Annotated in this window: 22 protein-coding genes and 1 pseudogene; 7 read left to right on the top strand and 16 right to left on the bottom strand. The window is 38.1% G+C overall.

The window, feature by feature from the left end; all coding sequences use genetic code 11:
- Positions 1–6 precede the first annotated feature (6 nt).
- From ACIPUA_RS18730 to ACIPUA_RS18715, 4 genes are all read left to right on the top strand, one after another.
- On the top strand, positions 7–798 hold the full coding sequence (locus tag ACIPUA_RS18730) for an aspartate dehydrogenase (protein ID WP_042845630.1): 792 nt from the start codon (positions 7–9) through the stop codon (positions 796–798).
- A 13-nt stretch (positions 799–811) separates the two neighbouring features.
- Positions 812–2,281, top strand: coding sequence for an aldehyde dehydrogenase (locus ACIPUA_RS18725; protein ID WP_042845632.1), 1,470 nt, complete (start codon positions 812–814; stop codon positions 2,279–2,281).
- Between the two features lie 41 nt (positions 2,282–2,322).
- Complete coding sequence (locus ACIPUA_RS18720; RefSeq protein WP_131680053.1) at positions 2,323–3,966, top strand: thiamine pyrophosphate-binding protein; 1,644 nt, start codon at positions 2,323–2,325, stop codon at positions 3,964–3,966.
- Between the two features lie 397 nt (positions 3,967–4,363).
- A complete protein-coding gene (locus ACIPUA_RS18715; protein WP_042845634.1) occupies positions 4,364–5,368 on the top strand; it encodes a sugar-binding transcriptional regulator in 1,005 nt (334 codons plus the stop codon).
- Between the two features lie 81 nt (positions 5,369–5,449).
- Here ACIPUA_RS18715 and ACIPUA_RS18710 read toward each other — a convergent pair whose 3' ends face one another.
- The 15 genes from ACIPUA_RS18710 to ACIPUA_RS18640 form a co-directional block, all read right to left on the bottom strand.
- Positions 5,450–6,454 carry a multidrug DMT transporter permease gene (locus ACIPUA_RS18710; protein WP_042845635.1) on the bottom strand — a complete coding sequence of 335 codons (1,005 nt, stop codon included), beginning with the start codon at positions 6,452–6,454 and terminating at the stop codon, positions 5,450–5,452.
- Positions 6,455–6,548: 94 nt separating this feature from the next.
- Positions 6,549–7,196 carry an L-fuculose-phosphate aldolase gene (locus ACIPUA_RS18705; RefSeq protein WP_042845637.1) on the bottom strand — a complete coding sequence of 216 codons (648 nt, stop codon included), beginning with the start codon at positions 7,194–7,196 and terminating at the stop codon, positions 6,549–6,551.
- A gap of 43 nt (positions 7,197–7,239) precedes the next feature.
- Entirely contained in the window at positions 7,240–8,340 is a 1,101-nt protein-coding gene (gene mtnA / locus ACIPUA_RS18700) for an S-methyl-5-thioribose-1-phosphate isomerase (protein WP_048605932.1), read from the bottom strand.
- A gap of 9 nt (positions 8,341–8,349) precedes the next feature.
- Positions 8,350–9,615 (bottom strand): S-methyl-5-thioribose kinase, encoded by a 1,266-nt coding sequence (gene mtnK, locus ACIPUA_RS18695; RefSeq protein ID WP_042845640.1) that lies wholly within the window; start codon positions 9,613–9,615, stop codon positions 8,350–8,352.
- 636 nt (positions 9,616–10,251) lie between these two features.
- Complete coding sequence (locus ACIPUA_RS18690) at positions 10,252–11,010, bottom strand: hypothetical protein (RefSeq protein WP_042845642.1); 759 nt, start codon at positions 11,008–11,010, stop codon at positions 10,252–10,254.
- 39 nt (positions 11,011–11,049) lie between these two features.
- Entirely contained in the window at positions 11,050–11,562 is a 513-nt protein-coding gene (locus tag ACIPUA_RS18685) for a fimbrial protein (RefSeq protein WP_081363975.1), read from the bottom strand.
- 63 nt (positions 11,563–11,625) lie between these two features.
- Positions 11,626–12,153: a fimbrial protein gene (locus ACIPUA_RS18680; RefSeq protein WP_181468789.1), complete on the bottom strand. Its 528-nt coding sequence runs from the start codon at positions 12,151–12,153 to the stop codon at positions 11,626–11,628.
- 10 nt (positions 12,154–12,163) lie between these two features.
- Complete coding sequence (locus ACIPUA_RS18675) at positions 12,164–12,712, bottom strand: fimbrial protein (protein ID WP_048605923.1); 549 nt, start codon at positions 12,710–12,712, stop codon at positions 12,164–12,166.
- Between the two features lie 41 nt (positions 12,713–12,753).
- A complete protein-coding gene (locus ACIPUA_RS18670; protein WP_042845646.1) occupies positions 12,754–13,272 on the bottom strand; it encodes a fimbrial protein in 519 nt (172 codons plus the stop codon).
- Between the two features lie 17 nt (positions 13,273–13,289).
- Positions 13,290–13,889 carry a fimbrial protein gene (locus ACIPUA_RS18665; RefSeq protein ID WP_181468790.1) on the bottom strand — a complete coding sequence of 200 codons (600 nt, stop codon included), beginning with the start codon at positions 13,887–13,889 and terminating at the stop codon, positions 13,290–13,292.
- Between the two features lie 25 nt (positions 13,890–13,914).
- Complete coding sequence (locus tag ACIPUA_RS18660) at positions 13,915–14,655, bottom strand: fimbria/pilus periplasmic chaperone (protein WP_042845648.1); 741 nt, start codon at positions 14,653–14,655, stop codon at positions 13,915–13,917.
- 40 nt (positions 14,656–14,695) lie between these two features.
- Positions 14,696–17,203 carry a fimbria/pilus outer membrane usher protein gene (locus ACIPUA_RS18655; protein WP_230233214.1) on the bottom strand — a complete coding sequence of 836 codons (2,508 nt, stop codon included), beginning with the start codon at positions 17,201–17,203 and terminating at the stop codon, positions 14,696–14,698.
- Positions 17,204–17,243: 40 nt separating this feature from the next.
- The gene (locus ACIPUA_RS18650; protein ID WP_129466554.1) at positions 17,244–17,711 is read right to left on the bottom strand and encodes a fimbrial protein; all 468 of its coding nucleotides are present in this window, start codon (positions 17,709–17,711) and stop codon (positions 17,244–17,246) included.
- Between the two features lie 132 nt (positions 17,712–17,843).
- Positions 17,844–18,413 (bottom strand): fimbrial protein, encoded by a 570-nt coding sequence (locus ACIPUA_RS18645; protein ID WP_048605920.1) that lies wholly within the window; start codon positions 18,411–18,413, stop codon positions 17,844–17,846.
- A gap of 136 nt (positions 18,414–18,549) precedes the next feature.
- Entirely contained in the window at positions 18,550–18,840 is a 291-nt protein-coding gene (locus ACIPUA_RS18640) for a helix-turn-helix domain-containing protein (protein ID WP_048605919.1), read from the bottom strand.
- Positions 18,841–19,998: 1,158 nt separating this feature from the next.
- On the opposite strand from ACIPUA_RS18640, the gene ACIPUA_RS18635 reads away from it, so the two are divergent.
- From ACIPUA_RS18635 to ACIPUA_RS18625, 3 genes and pseudogenes are all read left to right on the top strand, one after another.
- Positions 19,999–20,820 (top strand): winged helix-turn-helix domain-containing protein, encoded by an 822-nt coding sequence (locus ACIPUA_RS18635; protein ID WP_129466555.1) that lies wholly within the window; start codon positions 19,999–20,001, stop codon positions 20,818–20,820.
- Positions 20,821–20,891: 71 nt separating this feature from the next.
- On the top strand, positions 20,892–21,320 hold the full coding sequence (locus ACIPUA_RS18630) for a FidL-like protein (protein ID WP_449059995.1): 429 nt from the start codon (positions 20,892–20,894) through the stop codon (positions 21,318–21,320).
- Between the two features lie 232 nt (positions 21,321–21,552).
- Positions 21,553–21,707: pseudogene (locus ACIPUA_RS18625) on the top strand (IS3 family transposase); the annotation flags it as partial.
- 258 nt (positions 21,708–21,965) lie between these two features.
- Here the strand turns inward: ACIPUA_RS18625 and ACIPUA_RS18620 are convergent.
- Positions 21,966–22,847 carry a toll/interleukin-1 receptor domain-containing protein gene (locus ACIPUA_RS18620; RefSeq protein ID WP_281110714.1) on the bottom strand — a complete coding sequence of 294 codons (882 nt, stop codon included), beginning with the start codon at positions 22,845–22,847 and terminating at the stop codon, positions 21,966–21,968.
- Positions 22,848–22,902: the final 55 nt, after the last annotated feature.

The raw sequence follows: 22,902 nt of genomic DNA, 5'->3' as shown, positions 1-22,902 counted from the left end.
TTAATTATGAAAACATTAATGTTGATTGGTTATGGTGCAATGGCACAAGAAGTGATTGCTCGTTTACCTAGTGGAATAACCCTTCGCTGGGTTGTGGCTCGCCCTCATCACCATAACGCAATACAAGAACGCTTCAAGGGCGCGGTGCTCCCTATTGATAGCCTTGATGACTTTAACGAACACCCCGATTTAGTGTTGGAGTGTGCTGGTCATCAAGCGGTACAGCAGTATGCGCCAACCATTTTACAAAGGGGCTGGACTCTTGCCATTATTTCCACTGGTGTACTGGCTGATGCCACTTTCGAAAACACACTAACCACATTAGCAAAGCGTCATCAAAGCCAACTAATTCCTCTCTCAGGCGCGGTTGCTGGGCTTGATGGTTTACGAGCAGCCAAAGAGGCGAACATTACCCACGTCATTTATCAGTCACGTAAAAGCCCTGCCAGTTGGCGCAATGGTGCTGCTGAGCGTTATATCGACTTATCGAGTGTCTCTGAAGCTACCGCCTTTTTTAGTGGTAGTGCGCGAGAAGCTGCCTTGAACTTCCCAGCCAATGCTAATGTTGCCGCTACCGTTGCACTGTATGGCATAGGTATGGATGCAACTCAGGTACAACTCATCGTTGATCCGGACACCACCAAAAATTCGCATCAAATTGATGTAAGAGGGGATTTCGGGCATTTTTCTATTGAGTTAAATGGCAACCCCCTACCTTCAAACCCAAAGACATCTATGCTTGCAGCCCTAAGTGCCGTTGAAATTTGCCGCCGTATTGCTGAGCAACAGGTAAGCTAATAGGAGCCTAATCATGAATAAAATGGATATTTTTGTGGGGGGAAAATGGCAACAAGGTCGTGGACCTGAAATGCAATCACGTTTTCCGGGTGATAACCATGTCGTTGCTACTCTCAACAGTGCCAGCCTTGAAGATGTCCAAGACGCCGTAAACGCGGCGGACAAAGCTTGGCGAGAACCTACCTGGCGCAATATGCCTGCGCATCAACGCGCGGCTATCTTATATAACGTCAGCGCATTGATTGATGAGCAGCGTGAAACCTTAACGCAATTACAAACTTTGGACAACGGGAAGCCGTGGGCTGAAGCGCGTGGTTTAGTCATGAGCGCAGCCGCCACCGCACGTTATTTTGCCGCCGTTTGTGAGGTTTCTGGAGGGGAGCTTCCACCTCGGCGCCAACCAGACTTGATGACAATAAGCACTTACCAACCCATCGGAGTGATCGCCGCCATCACACCGTGGAACTCCCCCATTGCCAGCGATATGCAAAAAATTGCTCCGGCGCTTGCCGCAGGTAATGCGGTTATTTTAAAACCTGCGGAAGCCACGCCACTAATTTCATTAAAATTGGCAGAACTCTTTGAACAAGCAGGGTTACCAAGTGGCTTACTCAGCGTATTACCGGGAAAAGGCTCTATTGTGGGTGATGCATTGGTTCGCCACCCGTTAGTGCGAAAAATCTCTTTCACCGGGGGGACAAACACGGGTCGCCAACTGGCTCATATTGCGGCTGATAAACTGATCACGACCTCCCTCGAACTGGGTGGGAAATCCCCAACAATTGTGCTAGCAGATGCTGACCTAGACATTGCCGCTCATGGAGTCTGTTACGGTATTTTTAGTTCAATGGGACAAGCTTGTATCGCAGGTTCTCGCTTATTTGTTGCCCGCGATATCTACCAACCTTTTATGGAAAAATTAACCCAATTAACCCAGAACTTGATTATTGGCGACCCAAGGCAAGAACGCATCCATGTGGGGCCTTTAATTTCAGCGGCTCACCGTGATAGCGTCAAAACCTACGTTGAACAAGCCGTCCAACAAGGCGGTCATATTCGCCTTGGCGGTACCGTTCCCACAGACCCCGCACTACAAAATGGCAATTATTTCTTACCGACCATTATTGAAGGCCTCAGTAATCAATCTAGTGTTTGCCAAGAAGAAATCTTCGGCCCCGTCTTAGTGGTGATCCCCTTTGATGATGAAGCCACATTGATCCAAGAAGCTAATGATTCCGTTTATGGGCTGGCTGCGGGGATTTGGACTCGCGACTATACTCGCGCCTTTAAACTGGCGGATGCCCTTGATGTAGGAACAGTTTGGGTCAATACCTACAAAGTTTTTTCCATCTCAACCCCATTTGGGGGCTTTAAAGAAAGTGGCATTGGCAGAGAAAAAGGCTTAGAAAGCCTAAAAGCCTATATGCAACAAAAAAGCCTTTTTTTGGCACTTAACCCACAACCAAACCGTTGGTGTGAATAGCTTATCCGTTAAAGGATTACGGCTGCATTTAGGAGAATACAATGTCTGAAATGATTACAGTTGGCGAAGCTATCGCCAGAACACTTGAACAATACCAAGTCACAACGGTTTACGGGGTTATTTCTATTCACAATTTACCTATTGCCGATGCGATTGGCCGTCGTGCTAAAATTGACTTTACCCCAAGCCGTGGAGAAGCCGGGGCAGTAACGATGGCCGATGCACACAGCCGTTTTAGTGGCTTAGGTGTCGCGCTAACGAGTACGGGGGCTGGAGCAGGAAATGCAGTGGGGTCAATGATTGAAGCTATGAATGCTTGTTCACCAATGCTCCACATTACTGGGCAGGTTGAAAAAGCCTATTTAGATATGGATGCAGGGTTTATTCATGAAACAGCGGATCAACTGGGTTTCTTGCGTTCAAGCTCTAAACAAGCATTCCGTGTACATACACCAGAACAAGCGGTGGCGACACTGCATAAAGCAATCCAAGTTGCGCAAACCGCCCCGTGTGGCCCTGTTTCGATTGAAATCCCCATTGATATTCAAAGTGCCCAAGTGCCATTGTCCTTATTAAGTGCCCCGCTTTCTGTGCCAACTTTGCCCGCAATTTGCTCATCACAAATAGAAGCCATTTGGGACAAACTTCAGCATGCACAGCGCCCATTATTGTGGGTCGGTGGCGGTGCATTGCAGGCGGTAGAAGCCGTTAAACGCTTGGCTAACCAAGGTGTCGCCGTGATCAGCAGTACCCATGGAAGAGGTATTTTATCGGATGATCACCCGTTCAGCCTGCGTGCTTTTCATAATGCGGACTCAATTGAGACATTAATGCGTGAATGTGATTTGACGCTGGTCGCGGGCTCCCGGTTACGCAGTAATGAGACTAAAACTTGGTCATTACCATTACCTCACCCCATCATCCAAATTGATATTAACCCGTTAGCGGCAAACCGCAATTACTTAGCCGACCTCAATATCACAGGGGATTGTAAAGGCCTGCTTAATGCGCTTGCCGATAAAATTGAGCAAGCTAACCGCCCAGTTTCTTCTGCATGGAAACAGCAAATACAACAAGCCGTTCAGTTGGCAGAACAGCAATTAAGGGCACAATGCGGGCCATACAGTGAACTCAGTGATGCTGTCGAGCAAGCCTTACCCGAACATGGTATTTTTGTGCGGGACATTACTGTATCAGGCAGCTTATGGGGCAGCCGTTTATTAAAAGCTACACAGCCGATGCACAATATTCATTCCTTAGCGGGTGCCATTGGCTTAGGCCTTGCGATGGCCATTGGTAGTGCGAAAGCCAACCCAAATACCGCAGTGATTGGCTTAGTTGGGGATGGCGGCTTGATGTTAGGGGTCGGTGAGCTTGCGACTATGGCTCAAGAACAACTACCGATTGTGTTGATAATCATGAATGACCAAGGTTATGGTGTCATGCGTGGTATTCAGGAAAAATATTTCTCAGGTCGCCAATATTATAATGAGTTATTAACACCATCATTTAGCCAACTAGCACAATCGATGGGGATCACCGCCCTAACGGTAGATAAACCCAGCGAATTCCAACCTATACTTCATCAAGCTGTTGCTTTAAAGCGGCCAGTTGTCGTTGAAGTATTAATGAATCATATCGGTAAAATGAATTTCTCGGGCCCCCCGCAGAAAAAACTATTTTAACCTCTAACTTCTTATCGAGCGCGGCACTCCGTCGCGCTTTACAAATCCATTAAACAAAAAACTCTCCTATGTCTGATACAAATTACTTTCCTAGCTGATTCACCACATTTTGCTCAATATGGCAAAAAATCCGCTCCTGACAACAGGTTAGTATTTGTTAGGTTATTATGTATTTTACATTGAGAGTGGATAGTGGAAATTATATTTAAATAGAAGTTAGGGCATCACCATTTTTTCCTTATAATACAAAGCATCGTTTCTAAATTTTATTGTTCTATTCACGAATTAACCCAATAATGATTTGCCCGCTCAAAAAAGCAAACAACCTTGAGAAAGACTGGCTGTAATATTCTTATAGTTTAAACTAGGCTTTTCCAAATGATGCCAGGAGACAATAATGAGTAAAGAGCAAGTAAACAGCAGCTTGTTCAATGATGATCCTGTATTACACGCAACATGGCTATATTATCAGGAAGGCAAAAGCCAGACTGAAGTCGCTGCCCTAATGGGCCTTTCGCGTGTCACCGTCGTCAAATATCTACAAACTGCTAGAGAAAATGGTTTAGTTCAGATCAATTTAGATACCAATGTCTTTGGCTCAATTGATGCCGCTTTACGTATTCGTGATAAATTTGGTTTGTATCGAGTTATCATTGTGCCTGATGGCGAGCATGCCGGAAAACGAACAGACTCAAAATTGATGCGTTCCAGACTTTCCCGTGCTGGAGGGATGTATTTAAACCAAGTTATCGAGAACAATGACGTTCTTGGGGTTGCTTGGGGAAGAACCATCCATGAGATGAGCAAAACGATGACACCAAATTCATGTAAAAATGTCACCGTGATCCAGATGCTAGGTTCCATGCCTTCTCAGCCAGACCTGACAATCCTCGAATCGTCGTCACAAATAGCGTTTAAACTGTCAGGGAAAGTGGCTTCTCTTCATGTCCCAGCGGTTGTCTCCAGTGCAAGGTTAGCCATGGAATTACAAGCTGAACCCATCATTCGTGCTAATTTTGAAGTATTAACTCACTGCACAAAAGCCTTCTTTGTTGTAGGAAGCGCACTGGATGAAAACCCGTTAATTCAAGTCGGTGTCCTAAGCAAAAAAGAAATGCAAAACTACCGAGATGCAGGGGCCGTCGGCGTCATTTGTGGCCGGTTCTACGACAAAAATGGAGTACCTGTTATTGCTGAAGTTGACCAACGGATACTAGGAATAAGCCTTGCCCAATTAAGGCAAATTGAGCGTAAAATATTTCTGGCTGGGGGCGAGAACGGCTATGCTGCAACCTTAGGGGCATTACTCGGCGGCTATGTCACAGACCTTATTGTTGATGAAGGAACAGCTGAGTTTTTATTATCCTGCGAGCTGCCCAACGTTGATTCATCCCCATCCTAAAGAGCAAGGTGCCGCACTTTTTACGGCCCACCTAATAAAAAAGAATATTTACCCCACTATAGACATAATGGGGCAAAATATTTACTGATTTGCCGCTATGATAAGGACAATACCGGCGATATACAGCAAAAACATAGCTAAGAGTAACTTATTCGTGCCAGCTGGTGCGCTGGCGAATTCACGCCAAACAAATACCCCCCAAATCACGGCAATCATAGTAGCTCCTTGCCCTAATCCATAGGATATTGCATACCCTGCTTGCCCTGATGCGATTAGGCTCAGCCCTAAACCAATACACCAGATGATTCCGCCCAACCAACCACAGAGATGGTCCCTTAAGCTACCAGAGAAATACATTTTCCCTTTAACTGGTTCTCCTACGATTGGTTTTTTCATTACCAGTGTATTAAGGACAAAGTTAGATAAAAACAAACCTAAAGCAAATAATACAAGTGCAGAATAAGGTGTCATCAACCCCGCTTCTGGTTCACTTAAATTACCTGATATCGATTGAGCGAGGAAACGGAAAAATGACCCCATAATGATACCGGCAAAAATAGCAGTTATCAGGCCTTTATTACGGCGACTTTTATCCGATGATTGAGTAACACGGCTGTAAGTAATCGCAGTTAGGATGATTGCGGCGACTACACAAGCAACCCCTAAGAACAAAATAGTTGGGTCCCCCTGAGGGCTACCAATATAAGTTGTGATAACACCGAGAACTAATGCAAGCCCAACACCGACAGGGAATGCAACAGCCATACCAGCTAAACTAATTGAAGCAACAAGAAGAATATTTGAAACATTAAAAATCATACCTGCCAATATAGGAAGAAAGATAATATTGATATCCGCCTGCTGAATATCAGAAATAAAACTACGGCCTTCTTCACCAATTGACCCGAGAGTAAAAGCAAATAATAGAGAACAGAATAAAACACCGAGAGAATAGTCCCAATAAAAGAGAGGGAACTCCCATTTCTTATTACTGACTAGTTTTGTTGTGTTAGCCCATGACCCCCAACAAATCATCGTGATAAAACACATAATTATTGCTATAGGATATGATTCCACGATAAACATGAATAACTCCTTGGGATAATTATAATTAATCGTTATAGGTAGAGGTTGGCAGCCATTTTATAAAATGGCTGCTATAGATGAGAACAAGTTGAATTTAAGCGTCAGTTTTTAAACCGTACGTTTTAAATTTACCGATGACTATTGTCATTTCTTCTTTAGATAAAGTGGGAACTTTGCTGTGTAGTCCGCCTATTTTGATGTAGAGATCTGCTAGAGTTTCTGTTTCTCCAGCAAGCCACAACGCTTTTTCCAGTGTTGTTTCCATCGCTATCATGCCGTGGTGTTGCATCAAAAGTGATTTGCTAGATTTGATTCCCTCAAACACACTGTTTGCAAGCTCAGCACTACCAAATGTATGGTATGGAATACAAGGAATATGGTCCGTCCCTGTCACCGCTATCATATAATGAATTGCGGGGATCGCATGGTTCATTATGGATACCGCGGTACAGTTCACCGCATGTGTATGAATAACCGCATTTAATTCAGGTCTGGCTTGGTAGCAAGCCAGATGAAAGAGCCATTCACTTGATGGTGTTTTTCCAGACTCTGATACCCCCTGACCATCAACAAAAACAATCATATCGGGTGTCATTTTCGAATAAGGTATACCACTTGGTGTAATGAGCATTCCATCAAGATACCTCACGCTGACATTACCCGACGTCCCTTGATTCAACCCAGAAGCATTCATTTCCTGGCAAGTGACGATAATATCTGCCGCTAATTTGAGTCTTTCCATCTTAGTTCCTTAGAAAGCGTGCATATACCCCATGCACACTCAATTAAATAACCGAATTTTTTAGGTCGGCGAACATGTTGGTTAATGCAGGTTCATTCGCTGCACAAACACCACGCTCCGTGATCAATCCAGTAATATATTTAGCAGGCGTGACATCAAAGGCGTAATTACCACATGTGGTGCCTGCCGGCGCAGTATTAACCCAACTTAGTTCACCCTCGGGGTTGATCCCATATACATGTGACTGTTCAGCACCATTGCGTTGCTCTATGGGGATTGTTTTCCCATCCTTAAGCGTCCAGTCGATAGTTGGAGATGGGAGCGCAACATAAAATGGAATTTGATTATCATAAGCCGCCAGCGCTTTTAGATATGTTCCAATTTTATTACAGACATCCCCCTGCGTTGTGGTTCGGTCAGTACCAACAATGCATAGGTCCACTTCGCCATGCTGCATCAGGTGACCACCGGCATTATCAGCAATTAATGTGTGAGGAACTCCGTGTGAACCCAATTCAAATGCAGTAAGGCCACCTTGATTACGCGGGCGAGTTTCATCTACCCAAACATGAATACGAATCCCTTCTTCATGAGCCTTATAAATTGGCGAAAGTGCGGTCCCCCAATCGACCGTGGCAAGCCAGCCTGCATTACAGTGAGTCAATATATTTACGACACTGCCTGCCGGTTTTTTACTCGCGATTTCCCGAATAATTTCTACGCCATGGAGCCCAATTTGCTCACACAACTCGACATCTTCATCGGCCAGTTTTCCGGCAAGCTCCCAAGCAATGTCCCTACGCGTCTGTTCAGGAGCATCCTTCAAGCTTTCCATCATTCTATCGAGTGCCCACTTTAAATTGATAGCAGTAGGTCGGGTCTTGATTAACAAGTCATAACTTGATTGTAAATTTTTATCACTCGGGTCCTGTTGCATACCTAGTGCCATTCCGTAAGCAGCAACAACCCCAATCAAAGGCGCCCCACGCACCCACATTTCTTGAATAGCAGTTGCTACTTTTTGTGCGGAATCGAGCGTGAGTACTTCAAATTTAAAAGGCAGTTTAGTTTGGTCGATAATTTCTACTGATTTTCCATCTTTAGAAACCCAAACTGTACGATAGTGTTTCCCTTCAATATTCATGAATTCCTCTTACTGTTTTTTAGCTAATTGGATAACTGAAGCCATCTCTTTATAAAGACTAGCATTGACAATAAGCTCGCGAGCCATGGTAAGTGCGCGTTTTTCGCATTCAGCACGAAGAGCAATGTCTTTAATTTGTTTAAACTCTGCCACCCCTGCGAATCCAATTATGCGGCGGTTCATTTCCATTCCCGCATTGACTAAGGAATCTTCAAGTAGTGTGGCAAAGAATTGGTCTTGGGCTTCCTGTAAAGCTTGGCGGCCGAGTTCATGTTGATAGAGTTCTGAAGGCCACGCGTCCCCTTGTGTTTTTGTATTCCATAATTGGCGGAATTCTCGAACAAAAACAGACCAAGTTGAATCGACTTGGTCAAGTAACCAGTTTTGATATTCAACACGACTTGATGGATTTTCATCCCATGCTGGTCTAGAAAAGAAAGCCATCAGTAAATTGCCAATATAGTTACCAATATCAAACGCCATTGGTCCCATAAATCCAAATTCAGGGTCGATAACTTTTGTATCACTCTCGGTGACCATTACTGAGCCTAAATGCAAGTCACCATGTAACAATGATTGTGCTTCAGTCATAAATTTATATTTATAACGCATGGCAACTTGGATCATTTCTTTATCTTGCCACATCTTTTCTACTGCTTGGTCTAGCTCAGGGGATAGCCAATTATTACGTTCGGCATTGAAATATGGCTCAGTGAAGATCAGATCTTCAGTAATTTTACAAAGCTCATGATTCAGGGCGAATTGAGCGGTCAGCGCTTTTTTCTGATCGGCCTTCATACCGATATCTGAGGTATAAAAAAGAGTTTTGGCAATAAATGTCCCAATATCTTCAGCAAGTTTTGGGAATTTTTTACCTGCCATCACTTCTTTACGCAGGATGATATGAGGTGAAAGGTACTCCATCGCAAACAGTGCCATTTCTTGGTCATAAAAATAGACTTCAGGAACTAATTCATGGCCTGCACAGCGAGCTTCTTGAGATAAAATATTGTATTCAAAACCTGCTCGAGTCAGGGACAATGGCCAGCTTTCCCCTCCAGCCCTGACCCATGGTAGTGCCTGTTTTACCACAATTGTTTTTTGTGTCCCTTCAACAAGAAACACCATATTCAAATTACCATCACCAACTTCATTTACTTTCCATTGATTAGGCTCTCCACCTAACTCGCATGACGAAGTCAGTTTGGAAGCTAAATAAATTGGTAGTGTTTCACACGTCAGCGGCTTGTAGCCTGCTGGAATTGAGTCCAACATAACAAATCCCCTTACTGTTGTTTAATCGCCTTACACTTTACATATGCAAAGTATACATTATCAATTGTAAAAGTTAATGTGATCTATGTTCACTTTCTGAAAGCCGATAAATTGAGATACAGGTAATATTTAGCCTAAATACGATAAAAACCACCCTAAGCATGATTATCTTATGTTTTATATACAGTTCATTTGTATAGCCATATAGAGGGTAATCCTCACTGCTACAGTGATTAAATTTTCTCAGTATTGAGCGCTAAATATTTCTTATCTAATTTACGAACGCTTCATTTTTAAGGATAAAACTGAATGTGATTTTAAGGCGGGGTGGTCATGGCTAGGTATATATAGATTATTAGAGTAAAAAGAGGGGCTTTTAGCTATATTCATTCGGAGTATTTGCTATTTAAATACTCTATTTTTAGTCATTATTTTTATACCCACAAATCTCCCCATATTGAAAATTCATTAGCTACATAAATACACACCAAAATAAATGATTAAGTACTGATATACATCATCCTCCCTAATGAGGGATTTCACATTCCCCCCTCATCAGGAGGGGATCGTAGGTATATTTAGGTAGGGCTGGTTTTGCATGGCATTCAATTTTCTAAATAGTTTTTCTTCTCTAAACTAAACAATATTGAATACAATTACTGTGCTACCTGAATGCTGTCCTGCTGTTGGAGCTGTGCCGCTTAATACCGATTTAATTTTTAAGGCCACTGAATTGGCAACCGAAATACGACTACCGTTTGTGACACTAACACGAGATTTTACACCGCCACCTAAATCAATATCTGGAGATGGGACTTCAATTGAAACTGTTGCGGCTCGATTACAGCTTAGTTGAATAGTTGCTTCTGCTGTATGCCCATTAACTTGCCCAGCATTTAAAGTACCGTGTGTAATATTAGCATCACCATTTACATTACATTGAACATTAACAGGCGGTACTGGTGTACAAGGGGAACTATAAATTGAAAAAGGCCTCCCTAGTCCTAATCCACCAGGCCTTGCAGGGATTGCGCCTATACAAACATCCCATTGGCTTGGTTGCCAATTCCATTGCCATGCTGCTATTCCTGTTGCACCAAATCGACGAATAAACGCATCATTCGCCATCTTCCAGGTCATTCCTGCTGTAACAGGTATACTTCGACCATTAAAATCCGTAACACTTCCATTTTCATAGTATAAAACCACACCATAGCTACATAGAGAACCTGCACAAGGTATTACTGTATTTTCAGCAGGATTATTGCTTCCAGTTGTAAACCACGAAGCGGTAACTAATAAAGCGGCTGATTGACTGACGTTTGAAAGCATCGTACGCTCAGCGTGAGCGATGCCCGAAAATAAAAAAATAAGAATAAAAATAACTTTTGGCATAATAAATATTACCTTCAATTTTCAATAACCATTTAATTATTATTGGTATTCAACCACCAAAGTGGCGCTTGCAGTAAACGAGCCGCCAGTCAATGTGCTATGGCTCATTGTAAAAGGCGCGGCTGTCAACTTGGGTCTTAAGCTGTAATTAAAATTAGCCCAGCCATTTAAATTTAATATATTATTTCCAAATCGGAATATAATTGATAAATTATCTCTACTTGTCCCTAACATTGTGGAATATATGCCATCACTCCCAACTATTCGTAGCTTTAATGCAGGGTTATTTGCACCATCAGAACAATTTAAATTAAAAGGAATTTCCCTTTGATATTCTAAACCATTAATTTTAGGTACAGAAATATCACCAAAATCAATAGTAATAGGTTGATTTGGATTTATCGATGATGTGATATCACAAGTCTGCTGTAAAACAATCACACTAACATTCGTATTAAATATTGCAGCATTAACGTTAAAATTAACAAGAAATATAAGTATGGATGTTATACCATTTACAAATCCCCTTTTACATTTTCTAGATTTATTCATTTAAATCACCTATTGGTCTTTCATTAGAATTAAAATACGACATTTTTAAAATTTACTTGTATATTAATTGAAATCCAAGGTGTAATAGAGCATAGCCGTAAACTCACCAGGTATTATTTTTGTTTCATTTTGACTTTCAATTTTAACAAAGGCATTTAATTGAATCGCCATTTTTCCATTTGAAATGGCAATAGGAGATAACACTGAATTCATAGGTATCTTTTTCCCAGAGCTATCCATTAAACCTATGACAACACCTTTCGCTGTACTACTAGGATTTAGCATTAAATAGCCATCCGAAGTTACATTACCAGCAGTACCCTGAACTGATAGTGAAATTGTATTGGCAATAGATACATCACAATCTTGTAAAATAATAGAAAATGGTTTTAGTGATGTTTTTTCATGTAAATAAAGCTGTTTATCAACAATAACACCAAACTCAACTACAGTTGGCGTACTCTCATCTATTGTACAAGGTAATGAAATTAACGTGCCTTCATACTGAACTGTATTATTATTATCTCCAAATGAGGCTGCGCATAGCATCATTAGAAAACCCAAAAATAGGCCAGAGTTTATTTTTTTCATATTAATTTCCTTATGGGTAATTAATGGAAATTGTTGCTGTTGCTGTAAATTTCCCTTCTATTATCGGTGTAATAGGCTTGGCTATTTTTACGGGTATAGAATATAGCGGAATCTGTAATCTACCATTATTTGTCATAGTAAGTTTTTTCTTATCATTCGGAGCAATAACGGTACTATCTGTTGCGTTATATAAACGAATCCCTATACCAGCTCGGGAAGTTTCTAATGCTTTTTCATCAAATAATACTGGGTTCCCCATATAATTTAGCTCTAAAGACACGTTACTGCCTAAATTAGCTCCACAGTCAATATTTAAAGACCAATTTTTTTGAAACCGTTTACCATCAATACGTTGAATCGCTATCTTACTAAATTGAATATTAACTGGTTTATTGATGCCTTCTGTTCCATAAATATCGCATGGAGGTGTATCAATAAGATTTCCTTTAAATGATAAGCTCGTAGAGTTATTAGAAAAAACATTAGGGCTATTTAATATTAAAAATATAAATAAGAAATAGTTTATCATCTTAGCGAAAATGTTAACTTTTTTTATCATAGGAAAACCTTTATAGATACACTGAATAATAAATTTTAACCTTATTCATACTCCGCTAAAAGCGTTGCAGTTGCAGTAAAACTACCCGCTGTAATATTAGCTGCTTTAGCATTAATTACTGGATTAGCATAGATAGGGTCTCGACGGCTATTTGGAAACTTTATAGGGTCAAGATTTACACGAATTGTAGATAAATTTGTAGATCCACTATAAAATGAAATACCTAAATTTGTATTGCTCGTTGTAAGTAAATTTGTATTAAAACTAGCAGCAGTCCCCTTTATACTTAATGAAAGCCCTGTATTATTTGGCGCATCACAAGTCAATTTATATTTAATCTCCTGTATATAATTCATTCCAGTTATATTTCTAATAACCATATCTTGAAAGTCAATAGTAATTTCATTACCATTTAACCCTGTAATTTCACAAGGTGGGTTTTGAATTAAGTTTCCTTTGAAATTAATCCTTACAGAATTCGCTGCTAATGCAGATGGAATTTGTATACTCAAAATAGATACTAGTGTCGAAATTATTAAAATACTTATACTCTCTTTCATATGAATTTTACTCAGAGTTAATCATAATTTAATTGGAAGTTAATAACCGATGAAAATTTACCTGGCGTCATATTCATCGAGGTTCTAACAGGAATCACACTGTAAGTTAAAATACTTTGCCCTTGTGGAACTAATTTAGGTTTTGTATATTCCCCTAGAGTAATAGTATTTCCTTGTTTATCTTTCAGTACTAAGCCTAAGCCTTCAATACCTCTAATTGAGATATACTTCGACATATTTTCACTTTTAGTTGTGACGAACCTTATTGAAAACCCAGGTTGGTCATTACTCCATGTCATATTACCAGAGTACGGATCTAGCATGTTAACGGGTGTTGCAAGGCAATCAAGTAGTTCAATATAAAACGGATACTCATTTCCCATAGAATGAATACTGGGAAAATCTCCTGTTTTTAAATCGCTAATTTCAATATCTTGATACATTGAATGCATTGCAATACGACACGGACTTTCTGTTAGTATTCCTTTCACATGCACTTGCCCATGCTGCCCATCAACATCCCAATGATTAATTGGAAATTGATTTTCTGCAAATGTCATTCCCGATATAGAAAATAGTAATAGAACAGGATTCCATTTTTTTTGAAAGACATTCATCTTATATTCCTTTTCTTAAAGAGTATCAGGATTTCTGTTCTTCTACTTGACAGTTCATTTCTTGACAGCGGAAATGTAATTCAGGTCTACCACCGTAATCGTTGATATAAATCAGTACGGGGTTATTACCTAAAACACTTGTACTTACACCTAATTTTTCGCTACCAAATGGTGCGATCATTATTGGAGCAAAATCATTTGGATCGGTTTTTAATCTGTCTGAAAATGCATTTAAAATTGTGACGTAATATGCCGTTGGATTTTTGACAATGACCTCATGTCCTGATTTCTCTAATGTGATTTTTTCTTGCCATGGTTTTTCATCATCTTTTGGAACGATAGCTGCTGGGCGATAAAATAATTTTATTCGCGTTTGTAACGCAATTTGCAATACATTATCTTTATCACTTTTAGGTGGCACTTCGCGCAAGTTAAAATAGAATAGGCTTTCTCTATCTTGTGGTAACTCGTTTATCGTTGGCATTAAATCAATTTTAATTTGGCTAGATTTACTAGGCTCTAAACGTTGAATTGGTGGCAACGCAACTAATGGCTTAGTAATTTTCTCACCAGTTTGGTTTTCTAACCAACCTTGAGCTAAGTAAGGTAGCTCAGGATTATTATTGTTTATATTTAAAGTGACAGATTTTTGATTACCGTCAAAAATAATGCGAGTGCGATCTAAAGAAACACCAGCGAAAGACATGTTTGCCAATAAAATGCTGGATAGCCCTATTAATAAACTGTGGGATAATTTATATTTCATAATTTATATACCTTTACTTTTTCTTTATTTAGACATTAGATTATTGGTGATTTTCTCGAACACAAAGTGCCAATAACCCTCCCGATAAGTCATCCAACTTTTTGGGAAAAACAATTTTACATTCTTGGTTAGAAGATAAATTTACTCGCATTACTTCATCGGCATTAATTCCACTCAAATAGGTATTCCCTTCGTCGCCGACAATACCGGTGTTTTGCCCTTTACTATTTTTAACTTGGGAACCAAAAGCGGGATATGTCCCATCTTCTAACCTGATAACGACCATACCTTTTAATCCTGATAACACATCAAAGTGTCTATAACCGACGGCTCCTTCCGTTAATGTTGCTTGTTGCACTGACTGCTGCGCATCTGCATTATCGGGTAAGTTATTTAAATCAATTTGTATATTATTTCGGTTGTAATTACTCATGTCGCTAATGACTGCTTTACCAAATAAATTCGTTTTAACTGCAATACCTGAGCCACGAATAGGAATATCAGGAACACCATCTGTATCAACCAAGAGCCGAGTTCCCCCTGCAAGGCTAGAACCATGGAATGCCCCACCTTCTGGTGTTATTGTTAATCCGCCATTTGCACTAAACCCAGCGGCACGATACTGATTCATCGCATAGCTAACGTTAGTAGAAAGCCAAGCATCATTTCCTTGATATGAAAAGTACCCACTTGTTGTCGCGCCTTTACGATTGTTTCCGATGTTAAATTGATAATTCATTCTTTCTGTTAATGTATCGAAATAGGATGCATTATTTGAAACATTGTCATGACTTATATCCATCGAATAACCGAGGCTTGCAGAGCTTCCCCAAGGTATAGAGACTGAAAAATAAATGCTATCGTCACTTTTTGAGTCTGTTTGCTGCCTATTTGCGGAAACAGTTGCACTAATATTTTTCCAACTGCCTATATCAAAATATTTTGATAGCATTAAGCTGTAATAATCATTGGCTGGTCGGTCCCAATAGGTTTGGTGGTTATAGTTAAAGTACAAAGAAAGACCACTTTCAATAAAGTTCTTATTAATTGATAACGTATATAATTCTTTGCTAGAGCCATAACGCATACCTGTTACTCGAAAATCTAAAAAATCACTCATATTCATAAAATCTCGTTCTGAAAAACGATAACCAGCAAAGTTAATTTGACTGTTATATTCCTCAAAACGCTTTGAATAATTCAGACGATAAGATTTACCTTTTAACGAACCATCGTTAGGAATATTTGCAATAGACTGCGTGATATCAAATGAAAGCGCGCCAAAAACCAACAGGTCACGACCAATACCAATAGATGTTGATTTATAGTCTTGACTACCTAATATTCCACCAAATAATGACCAGCCATTACTGACTCCCCATGAAAATTCTCCCATACCGAAGCTCACGCCTTGACGGTGACCTTGGTTATCAATAGGTTTTCCCGTTGCAAATTTATATTGAACCTGACCTGGCCGTGTTAAAAAGGGCAGACTGGCGGTATCAACATCAAATGTTTGTGTGGTCCCATCTTGCTCAGCAACTGTAACATTCATTTTTCCTGTAATTGCATCACTGAGGTTTTGAATACGAAATGGGCCTTGAGCGACCTGTGTTTCATAAATCACTCTTCCTTGCTGACGTATAGTAATTGTGGCATTTGTCTTTGCTGTTCCAACTATTTCTGGTGCATAACCACGTAAGTTAGGCGGCAGCATGTTCAAATCAGATTGCAATCCAAGCCCAATAAACTTAAATGCATCAAATACACCTGAATTTAAAAAATCCTCACCTAGAGTTAATTTTGCTTGCAAAGCGGCTATCGCTCGATAAGCATAGATACGATTCCAATCAAAATTATGTTGAGTTGTTTTTTGTTCTCCAGTTGTACGATTGATTTGAGATTGCCATTCACCACGGAATCTCCATGCTCCTAAATTAACACCCGCTACACCATTCCCACTTAAAGATGATGATGTTTGATCTTGTTCAAGCGAATCGTTAATTGCTCCATTTATATTGTAGTCAAATAATAAAGCCGAAATACCATGATCCCAACGGCTAGGAGGGTCCCAGTTTTCATAAATTTGTTCTAAATAGGCCTGAGGGACATTAATATTAAGTGAAGAGGTAGATAGATCCCCTTCAACAGACATACCATCTAAACTATTTAAATTTAAGCATTGACCACCTTGTTCCCATAATGCTTTATTTAAGGCTTCTTTTGTTAACCCTAATCTTTCGACAATATCTGGGGAAAGGCAAGCCACACTACCTGAATCTGAAGTTTCACTTTCATTAAATATAACTGACATTTCAGATAATGAATGACCATTAATATTAATTTTCAAGTTATACGTACCAGGCATAATAAATCCAATACGATTAAATTGTTCTAAATCAATATTGTTTCTATCTTCTACATCTAATACATCAGTATTAAATTCAATTACCCTAGCAAATGTGGTAGTCAGCATACTGCTATAGAGCATTGATATGATCAAGCCTTTTAATATATATTGTCGTATTTTATTTTGCTTAATAGGCATATTAATTTCCTGACTACCCAAAAATAAATTTCAAATATCTTCAGTGATAATCAACTTTAAATTTTATTGTTGTTCTATATCCACCTGACTTTAGAGATAAACCATTTCTCATAAGCTTCACACCATATTTTAAGTTTGATTCCCCAGGTATTATTGAGTGTTCTTTAAGAGGAATACTGGGATATATTAAATTTCCTTTTTCATCTTCTAGAGACAATGATATTCCTTTTGCGTGACCAAATAATTCGAACAAATTATTTTTGGCTGGTCCATCGAATGTTAAGGTGAAATAATTCCAATGCTTTCCTGATAACGTTTCTAAATGGCAACCAATTAATTTAATTGAAAAATACTTTATTGGACTATTACCATATTGATTTATAAGACTCATTGGAATTACACCCATATCTATTGATTGGTCATAAGAGTCCATTGAAATAGCACATGCTGTTTCTAAAATGCTTCCTTGCATATTTACCTTACCAATAATAGTATTGTTATCAGCCAAAGAGTTATTGGCTCCTATAATTAATAAAATTAGGAAGCCCGTGATTTTCCTGATAACAATCATTGGTGGTATGTCCTTTATTTAGTATTTAGTGTTTTCCTAGTAGGTCAGCACTTAATATTTTGCAGAAACTTAGTTATAAGAAAGAACAAAGTTTGTAGTTGCTTCAAATTTGCCTGGGTTAACTTGTGCACCTGAAACACCTTGCAAAGCAGCTTGGAATCTTAGTGAATTATCGCCTGCAACAAAGTTTTGGGTTGTAGAGCTATTCAGGTCAATTTTATTTCCTGAAACTGTCATTAATTTAACACCAGCACCTTGTCCATCACCAGTAATTTGAATTAAACCAGTATTATTACCAGAATTAACCCATTCAGTACCGGTGAATTTTACATTAACAGTATTATTGTAAGTTAATTCGACTTCTTCACCATCTTCATTTGTACCTTTATATTTTGCATTTAAAGTACAACCTTCCAGTTTAATTGCGAATGGTTGAGCTGAAGACATACCACCTGATTCAAGTGTTGTATTAGAAATTTGTCCTAATGGTACTTCTTGGTTTTCATCACCTGGTGCAATTGAACATGGCGCTGTAATAATTGAACCACTGAAATGAACTTTACCAGTACCTGCATCAACTGCTAATGCTGACGTACTCATTGCACCAAAAACCATTGTTGCGATAACTAACTTTTTCATATATTTACCTATATAAATTAAAATAAATTAATAACCGAATGATTATTAACATTGACACTAAGCTCATACCTATTTATAGGCATGAGTAAAACCCTTAATTACTCTAATTAAGGAAATAAATTTTAAAATTAGACAATTAAATTTTGTTCGAAAAATTATTTGCAATAACGTAGTAATAATAATCAGACCAATCCTTGCCAAGTGCATGCAAATAGTTATTTAGCATATCGATCGATATATTACACAACCCATTCTCATAACGAGAAACTTGCTGTTGACTCAGGTATAATAATTTTCCAACTTCAGTACCAGACAAACATTTTTCTATTCTAGCTGATTTTAAAAACTTACCTGTTTCTTTTGTAATATCTAATCCATTGATATATTTAACTTCACTTTTTATCTTATCTACATTTTCTACAAACATAGCCAAGTCTCCTAAAAATATATTTTAATCAATAATCGATTAGCTTAAAACCATAGCCAGATTCTAAATAATAAATTCTAATATAATAATAAGTCATTTAACGGAGGAGTATTTTTTAACTCAACTCATTTGATGTCGCTTACTATAGATTTATCCAATATTGGAGTAAAAGTGTTTTAAGCAATGAAAAGCGAGCCTTTAGATAGGTATGACCTATTGAAAAATATAAAAATATATATTATAACCTATTAAAATTAATTATAAGTTATTATAATCTTATATATCAATAGGTTGAATAAATTTAGTTAATCACGTTATAAATTATGTTTTCGTTAACATTGTCAGATTTAATATTTAGTACTCATATCTTCACCTATCATACTTGCAATTTGTTACAGTTATTCAATAAAAGATATATGATAACTTTATTAAAATAACTTATATAGATAGTCAAAATATGACAATTACACTATAGAATAAATATTACCTTTAGTTTTAGTTGATAAAATAGATATTTGTTTTAAGACTACCTACAAAGAAACTGAAGGGGTAAATAAGACTTTTGCTTTTCTGTCATATTAGTACCGTAGCTAAATTTTAAAGCCTAACAAAGCTCATCTATAAAGGTGATTTTACTTACTCGTTCTTTCTGTCTAAAGAAAACAAGGAAATGGAATAAATGAATCATTTCAACAGAAATGTTGGAATGTAGAGGGGATTATTTAGTGTAACTCAAAGTAGATACAAACACGGAAAACAGGTAACCCATTGTTTATTAAATTTTAATTATCCCCAGAGTAGGATCATATGACTATAGTATTCTAGGTGTAAAAAAGTACTTCTTATAAATCGAATTAAAAAACCAAACTTTATTAAAACTTAAAACTATAAGTCTAAAAAATTTATTTTTTTAGACTAAACAGCTAGCTCACCTCTTTGAAAACCTTCCTTTCTAACTGACATCACTCCATTTTCGTGTAATAATTTGGTTGTTATTCATATTAATTGTTAAATCAATCATTCATGCTTTAGATTAAGAAAACCACAAATCAATGTGTTGTAAAATCGTGAGGTAGTGCTTAATATAATTAACAGACTGACTGTAAGTGAAATTTATAAACTTAAAAATCATTTTTAACAGAGTAAAAATTATAAACAATGATATATATATTGAACAATTGTATAGAATATGATTCTGAAACTGGTGAGATAATTCAGCTAGGCTCAAACAGCGAAGTGGCCAAGCTTACACCTATTTTAAATCGTATTTTCAGAGTATTAGTCGAAAATAATAACATGATCATCCCAAGAGAAGAACTTTTAAAAAAAGTTTGGGATGAGCATGGTTTGACTGCCTCAATTAATACATTAAACCAATATATCAGTGCTCTGCGAAAACTACTTTATCAGCACCTTGAGATAGATAATGCAATTTTAAATATTCCTAAAAAAGGTGTTATTTTATCTTCAGAACTCATTATTACACAACGTAACACCGAGCTTGTTCGCCATAGTGAAGAAAAAGGAGATACAGAAAAACTTGATGGAAGGGATAAACTACCTTTAATTGAGCTTAATACACATAATCAAGTCGCGGTATCTTCCGTTATAGCTAAACCCCGAGTATGTTATACGTTAAAGCGTAATTTCTCATTGAAAATTATACTTGGCTTAAGCGTCATTTTAACACTGGCTTCAATGTATAATTTATTTTTTGGTGCATTAAGCTTTGACAAAGTTAACACGTACCTTGTCAGTACAATAGGGTCGTGCCCTGTTTATTCATTTAACAGTAATTTTGACGATAAAAATAATTCAAAAGATATTGATAAACATGTAAAAGAGTTTAATTTACAATGTAATAACAGTGCCATTTTTTATTACTACAGTAACCATAGTAATGCTCAAGTAGAAAAACAAACCCTACTGACTAAGTGCGAAGATAATAAAATATGTATTTCAACTCGAATAAATTGGTAGGTTAAGAATGAGAAAAATTACTATTTTTTTGTGTCATTGCATTATTGTCAGTTGGCCTATTTTTTTATTCTGTGACTGTAGAGGACAACAAATACTGTAGTGCACAAATTAACTCAAATTTTGAGTCTCCCTTATACCCTAAAGCTGGATATGAAATTGACTTAAGGATCGTCCATCAAAAGGATAATAGCGGCTATATAAAGTTGGTTGGTTCAATTTCCACGGATAAAACCTATTCCGTGAATAGAGTCGTTCACTATACTAACTCGACTATTGATGAAATCGATAATATCAAAACGAAAATTACATTAGTGAGAAAGGCAAAAAATGATAATGTGAGTGATGAAGTATTCAATCACTATTTAAAAGCATTTTCTTTTGGTACAACCAGTTACTCGAAGATTAATCAAATCTCCCCTGGAAGGTATCTCTTTTCCAGTGCATTTGGCCCTTACTTTATTTGTGGGGAACAAAAAGAAAACGAGTTGCCTCCTATCTGATATCAATAAAGCATATTGAGAGAAGATATACGGACTGAAGTGTCATAGTCAATTGGCTACCTGAATAGAGGTGTTATTAGTTCAAGGTGACCTATATGACAATGCAAACTCGACGTAATTTCAGTGCAGAATTTAATTTGAGACTAGTTTTTCCCTTGACCAGAGCTATTCCGTACTCAAAGCTACTAACGCTATAAGTGCTAGTAAATTTACTATGGATAAATGAGTTAACCAGTTAAAGCAAAGTTTATTTCAACAAGGCAATTGCTGGGACAATGCGCCAATCAAACGCGTTTTAGGTGCTTAAAAACGGAATGGGTATAATAAATAGGCTATCAAAGCTTTGTTGAAACTCAGCACCAAATCACCCGATACATGATTGGGCATGCAGGTAATCGATCTGAGTTGATCTTAGCATCAAAAGTAAGGACAAGCCTTGCAAGCACTGGATTTCAGATACAAAAAAGACCTCGATTGATGCCTCTTGATGTTCTTATGGTGCGAAGGCCGGACTCGCTTTTAATAGGCAATGCATTGTTTTTATTTGATATATATTTATAAATAAATTTTTGTATACTTAAATGTATACTCAATGAACTTTAATGACTACCCGTATCAAAAGCCTTAGCTCTGATACGGGCTGATTTAACGATAACGCTGTTGGATAGGAGTAAAGAATTTATCCCAAAGGTACTCTGCCATACCTTCGTTTGTAAGGAGTTCATTCTTTCCATATCCCCCCATTAAACTATAAAAACCAAGTGTTTGACCATTATCATTAACACTTAAGCTATCATTAAAACTATTTAGAGTTACACCATCATAGCTGAAACAGATGTCTCCTATTCCGAAATTATGAGAACTCGCACGCCAAATCCCACATTGTCCTGATTTTTGACCGTTAATATACACACTACAGGTAAATGAATTTGCATCTGGCTGATGGAACTCTACCTCTACTTCAGAATGCCGCTTCGTTAGCTCAGTGAGTGTATTTTCAAAGTATTTAGCTACATATTCGAAGCCTTCTCTACGGGCTCTATCTTTATCTAGGTCTGTAAATTTTTTTGGTAAAGAAAGATTACTGGAACGAGGTGTAAATATGGTATCAATAGTCTGAGGATCAGAATGAGCAAAGGAATGAATATTTTTACTCAGTTGTGGTTTTTCCTTTTCCATCTCTGCAATAGCGCGGGAAACTGCACTTACAACCTGTACATACCCCTCATCATGAGTAGCAAACTTGGTAATTGGCTTACCATCGATGGTAGCAGCCATAATGCTTCCAAACGGTAATTCATGCCAAGCACACTCTCTAAGGATCACGGGAATCACTACGGCCTCTCCACAATGGTGGCGTTCTAATGCGTTACGCATTTCTATTTGATAACAGTAATCTGAAGCAATGAAATCACTACTGACAAGCAATAAAATGATATCTGCTTCAGAAAAATATTTATCGATCTGATGCTCAAACTCTTGACCGGGCACTATACGACGATCATGCCATGTAGTTATTTTCCCCATCCGTTTCAAAGGAGATAAATGCTTTCAAGCTCATTCCGTAATAATTCATCAGCAT

This window comes from Providencia sp. AGC89 (genome assembly GCF_053543535.1).
Note: the sequence above shows the minus strand (reverse complement) of the source record. Positions and strands in the feature narration are given on the sequence as shown.